Raw genomic sequence first — 5029 nt, 5'->3', positions numbered from 1 at the left:
CAGCAGATGAAGCGCGACGCCGTGCACGTGTGCCTCGTCGTGGACGAGTACGGCGGAGTGTCGGGCCTGGTGACCCTCGAGGACCTCATCGAGGAGCTCGTCGGCGAGATCGCCGACGAATACGACGCGCGGGCCGCGGAGGTGGTCGACCTCGGGGAGGGCCGGTTCCGGGTCAGTGCGCGCCTGGGCCTGGACGAAGTGGGCGAGCTGTTCGGCATCGAGCTCGAGGACGACGAAGTGGACTCGATCGGCGGACTGCTGGGCAAGGCTCTGGGACGCGTCCCCATGCCCGGCGTCACCGCCGAGACGCAGGGTCTCGTACTCACCGGCGGCGCCTCGCGCGGCCGTGGGCGCGGGCTCGCGACGGTGTTCGTTGAGCGGGCGGAACCGCTCGAGAACGCGGACGACAACGCCGCGCGTGGTCCGCGCACGGGGCAGATCGCCCGGGCGCGCACCGGCGAGGTGCGGGTCGACCGCCGCGGCGAGGCCGAAGCCACGCAGTCCTCGTAGCGCGCCGCGCGACCCGTAGCGGCGCGCGCACGAGCGCCCCTACTGTTGCGCTACCGGACCAGCCGGACACCGCGACATCGGAGGTCGTCATATGTGCACAGGCGCGAACTACACCACCAAGGACCACTACTTCGGGCGCAATCTCGACCTCGAGTTCTCGTACCACGAGACGGTCACGATCACCCCGCGGAACTTCCCGTTCGAGTTCCGCAAGGTGCCGACGCTCGCAACGCACCACGCCATCATCGGCATGGCGAACATCGCCGACGGCTACCCGCTGTATTACGACGCGACGAACGAGAAGGGCCTCAGCATGGCGGGGCTCAACTTCCCCGGAAACGCCGACTACAAGCAGGAGGACCCGTCGAAGACGAACGTCGCGTCGTTCGAATTCATCCCGTGGGTTCTCGCGCAGTTCGAGAGCGTCACCGAGGTGCGGGCCGCGCTCGCGGACCTGGTCGTGATCGATGCTGCGTTCAGCGCCGAGTTCCCGCCATCGCCCCTGCACTGGATCATCAGCGACAGGGACAGCTCGATCACCGTCGAGAGCGTGAAGGAGGGACTCAAGGTGTACGACAACCCGTACGGGATCATGACCAACAACCCCACCTTCGACATCCAGTCGTTCAACCTCAACAACTTCATGCACCTGACGAAGAACCCCCCGGAGAACACCTTCGCCCCGGAACTGGACTTCGACGTCTACAGCCGGGGGATGGGGGCCATCGGCCTGCCCGGCGATCTGTCGTCGGCATCCCGTTTCGTGAAGGCCGTCTTCACGAAGATGAACTCGGTGTCGGGGGATTCCGAATCGGAATCGATCAGCCAGTTCTTCCAGATCCTCGGATCCGTGGCGCAGCAGCGCGGCCTGGTGGAGGTGGAGCCGGGCAAGTTCGAGATCACGATCTACTCGTCGTGCTGCAACACCGACAAGGGGATCTACTACTACACGACGTATGAGAACAGCCAGGTCACCGGCGTCGACATGCACAAGGAGGATCTCGACGCAACTACACTGGTGGATTACCCCCTGATCAAGGGGCAGCAGATCCATATGCAGAATTGAGAGTTTCGCATCGACGAGAACGTCCACCGCTCCGGCTTCGTCACCTTCGTCGGACGCCCCAATGTGGGCAAGTCCACCCTCACCAACGCGCTGGTCGGCGAGAAGGTCGCGATCACCAGCGACAAGCCGCAGACGACGCGGCGAGCCATCCGCGGCATCCTGAACCGGCCGGACGGCCAGCTCGTGATCGTCGACACCCCCGGCATCCATCGACCCCGCACCCTGCTCGGCGAGCGTCTGAACGATCTCGTGGAACAGGTGCTGGGTGACGTGGACGTCATCGCGTTCTGCGTCCCCGCGACCGAGAAGGTCGGGCCCGGAGACCGCCGCATCGCGGAGTCGCTGTCGAACTACCCGCGCGCCAAGAAGGTCGCAATCGTGACCAAGACCGACGTGGGCAGCCGCGAGCAGATCACCGAGAGGCTGATCGAGGTCGATGCGCTGCGTGAGGACTGGCACGCGGTGATTCCGCTGTCCGCGCTCACGAACAACCAGCTCGACGTGCTCGCCGACGAACTGCTCTCGCTCATGCCGCCGGGACCGGCGCTGTACGAAGAAGGCGTCGTCACCGACGAGTCGACCGAGGACCGCATCGCGGAGATCATCCGCGAGGCGGCGCTCGAGGGAGTCCGGGACGAGCTGCCGCACTCGATCGCGGTGACGGTCGACGACATCGCCCAGCGCGAGGACAGCGACCTCACCGACATCTTCGCGAGCATCGTCGTGGAGCGCGACAGCCAGAAGGCGATCATCATCGGTCACCGGGGTTCACGGCTGAGCGACGTGGGCGCCCGCGCCCGCGCCCAGATCGAGCCGCTGATCGGGAGCCGGGTGTTCCTGAAGCTGCACGTGCGCGTCGCCAAGGAATGGCAGCGCGACCCGAAGCAGCTCGGGCGCCTCGGGTTCTGATGGCCCACCGCTGGGAGGCGCCGCGCTGGGGCCCACCGGAGGGCTGGGAGCTCGTCGACGTCGAGGTCCCGGCGCCCCTCCACGGTGAGGTCACGATCAGGATGGCGGCCGCGGGGATGAACCCGGCGGACGTGAAGCACGTGGCCGCGGAGCGGCCCGGCCTGTCCCTGCCCGTCCCGATCGGGTACGAGGTCTCCGGCGTGCTGACGGCGATCGGACCGGCCACGGAGATCGCCTCCGGCGCCGCCGCGGTGGGTGACGAGGTGCTGGCCTTCCGCATCAGCGGCGGATACGCGACCGAGCTCACCGTCCCTGCCGACGCGGTGTTCGCCAAGCCCGCGTCGCTGACGCACCCGCAGGCGGCGAACCTGCTGCTGGCCGGCACGACGGCATCCGAGCTGCTGCACGTGACGGGCGTCGTGCCGGGGGAGACCGTCCTCCTGCACGGCGGGTCCGGCGCGGTGGGCGTGGCGGTGCTGCAGCTGGCGCGGCGACTCGGCGCCCGCGTGATCGCAACGGCGTCGCCCTCGTCGTTCGAACGGGTGCGTCGCTACGGCGGGGTTCCGGTCGCGTACGGCGAAGGGCTGTTGGAGCGGGTGCGGGATGCCGCGGAGGGAGCCCCCGTCGTCGCCGCGCTCGACGCAGCGGGGACCGACGAGGCCCTGCGGGTCTCGCTCGAGGTCGTCGCCGATCCGTCGCGCATCGTGACGATCGCCGCGACCGGCGAGGCGGAGAGCCTCGGCATCCGCCGCATCGCCGGTGGGATGCCGGCGAGCGCCGCCTACCGTGACGGCGTGCGGTCCGAGCTCATCGACCTCGCCGGGGCGGGGGAGCTCGGGGTGCCGATCGCGGGCGTCTTCCCGCTCGAACGCCTGCACGACGCACTGCAGGTTCTGCTGTCCGGCCACCCCGGCGGCAAGCTGGCCCTCGTCCCCTGACCGGCTCCCGGGTCCGCTGATCCCCTTGCAGAACCGACATTCAGCCCGCCGACCGCAGGGCCGATCGGACCTCCACCACGCCGTCGCCGAACTCCGCGTCGGCGGCATCCTGCAGGGTGCCGTCGTCCCAGACGACGTGCACCTCCACCCGGTCGGAGTCGATGTGGGTCGAGATGGTTCGGGTTCCGATGCGGTCGACGATCTGCTGCCACACGGCGGTCAGTCGCTTCCGCTCGGCGTCATCGGTGACGGTGGCCTCGGGCGCGGGCTCCCGGTGAGCCGCCGGCGTTGGGGTCTGCGTCACGGTGATGCGCTCGCCGTCGTACATCCCCTGCACCGTATAGGTCCCCCAGACGACATCCGCCGCCTGCGCACCGCCGACGCCGTCCCAACTCCACCCCTCGAGTGGGGTCCCACTGCACTGCGGGGGAGAGGAGTCGGCCACAGCACCCAGGCAGAGCACCACCACACCGTTGGCGTCGAGCACAGTCCCCTCGGCTACGACCTCGCCCACGGGCGGATCGGGCCACACCGCGCCCAGCGGCACCGCCGTGGTGTCGGGCGTCGCGGGCTCCGGCGACGCTGACGCTGACGCAGAGCTAGGGGTGGGAGTACCGGAAGTCTCGGGCGCGCACGCAGTGCCGAGTACGACGGATGCCACGAGGATGCCGACGACGCTGAGCATTCTGCTGGAATTCGGCAGGTTCATCACCCGAGCCTGATGGCGTTCTGTCCTGCACGACATCAACGACACGGCATCCTGCTAACATCGACACATGCGCGCGGGCACGCTTCTGCTTCTTAGCTGCCGCGACGAGTCCTCGTTCTAGGGCCCTCTCGTCGCGGAGCTTCTGGTCGGCCCGTATAGCCTTGAGCCCGCCTCCCCGGCGAGAGAAGAAGCGAAGACCATGGACAACACCCAGAAGCCGTCCGGCATGCCGATCCACAAGTACCGGGCATACCAGGACCAGTTCCGCGTCGACCTGCCCGACCGCACGTGGCCGGACAACCGCATCACGACCGCACCGCGCTGGTGCGCCGTCGACCTGCGGGACGGCAACCAGGCCCTCATCGACCCGATGAGCCCCGAGCGCAAGCGCATCATGTTCGAGCTGCTCGTCGGCATGGGCTACAAGGAGATCGAGGTCGGGTTCCCGTCGGCGAGCCAGACGGACTTCGACTTCGTGCGTCAGCTGATCGAAGAGGACCTCATCCCCGACGACGTGACCATCCAGGTGCTGACGCAGGCGCGTGAGCACCTCATCGAGCGCACGTACGAGTCGATCGCCGGCGCGAAGCGCGCGATCGTGCACCTGTACAACTCCACCAGCGTGCTGCAGCGCGACGTCGTGTTCCGCACCGACAAGCAGGGCGTCATCGACATCGCCCTCGAAGGCGCGCGCCTGTGTCGCGAGTTCGAGAAGCGCATCCCCGAGACCCAGGTCTTCTACGAGTACTCGCCGGAGAGCTATACCGGGACCGAGCTCGAGTTCGCCGTCGAGATCTGCAACCAGGTGATCGAGGTCTTCGAGCCGACTCCCGACCGCAAGGTGATCATCAACCTGCCGGCGACGGTGGAGATGGCCACCCCGAACGTCTACGCCGA

General features: G+C 68.1%; 5 protein-coding genes and 1 pseudogene. 5 read left to right on the top strand and 1 reads right to left on the bottom strand.

Annotated features, from left to right (window positions below):
* From NQ160_RS18220 to NQ160_RS18205, 4 genes are all read left to right on the top strand, one after another.
* Positions 1 to 510: transporter associated domain-containing protein (locus NQ160_RS18220; protein ID WP_306853706.1), on the top strand; the 510-nt coding region annotated here is incomplete at its 5' end.
* Positions 511 to 601: 91 nt separating this feature from the next.
* Entirely contained in the window at positions 602 to 1576 is a 975-nt protein-coding gene (gene bsh / locus NQ160_RS18215) for a choloylglycine hydrolase (RefSeq protein WP_257516543.1), read from the top strand.
* Positions 1577 to 1585: 9 nt separating this feature from the next.
* On the top strand, positions 1586 to 2485 hold the full coding sequence (gene era, locus NQ160_RS18210; protein WP_257516544.1) for a GTPase Era: 900 nt from the start codon (positions 1586 to 1588) through the stop codon (positions 2483 to 2485).
* On the top strand, positions 2485 to 3423 hold the full coding sequence (locus NQ160_RS18205; RefSeq protein ID WP_257516542.1) for an NADP-dependent oxidoreductase: 939 nt from the start codon (positions 2485 to 2487) through the stop codon (positions 3421 to 3423). Before era ends, NQ160_RS18205 begins: the two co-directional genes overlap by 1 nt.
* A gap of 40 nt (positions 3424 to 3463) precedes the next feature.
* On the opposite strand, the gene NQ160_RS18200 is transcribed toward NQ160_RS18205, so the two are convergent.
* Entirely contained in the window at positions 3464 to 4132 is a 669-nt protein-coding gene (locus NQ160_RS18200) for a hypothetical protein (protein WP_257516541.1), read from the bottom strand.
* A gap of 199 nt (positions 4133 to 4331) precedes the next feature.
* On the opposite strand from NQ160_RS18200, the pseudogene NQ160_RS18195 reads away from it, so the two are divergent.
* Positions 4332 to 5029: pseudogene (locus NQ160_RS18195) on the top strand (2-isopropylmalate synthase); the annotation flags it as partial.

The organism is Microbacterium sp. zg.Y909, assembly GCF_024626565.1.
Note: the sequence above shows the minus strand (reverse complement) of the source record. Positions and strands in the feature narration are given on the sequence as shown.

Bases quoted from the DNA above. Each gene is read 5' to 3' on its own strand.
- NQ160_RS18200 (WP_257516541.1), bottom strand. From the start codon at position 4,132: ATGAACCTGCCGAATTCCAGCAGAATGCTCAGCGTCGTCGGCATCCTC.
- bsh (WP_257516543.1), top strand. From the start codon at position 602: ATGTGCACAGGCGCGAACTACACCACCAAGGACCACTACTTCGGGCGC.
- NQ160_RS18205 (WP_257516542.1), top strand. From the start codon at position 2,485: ATGGCCCACCGCTGGGAGGCGCCGCGCTGGGGCCCACCGGAGGGCTGG.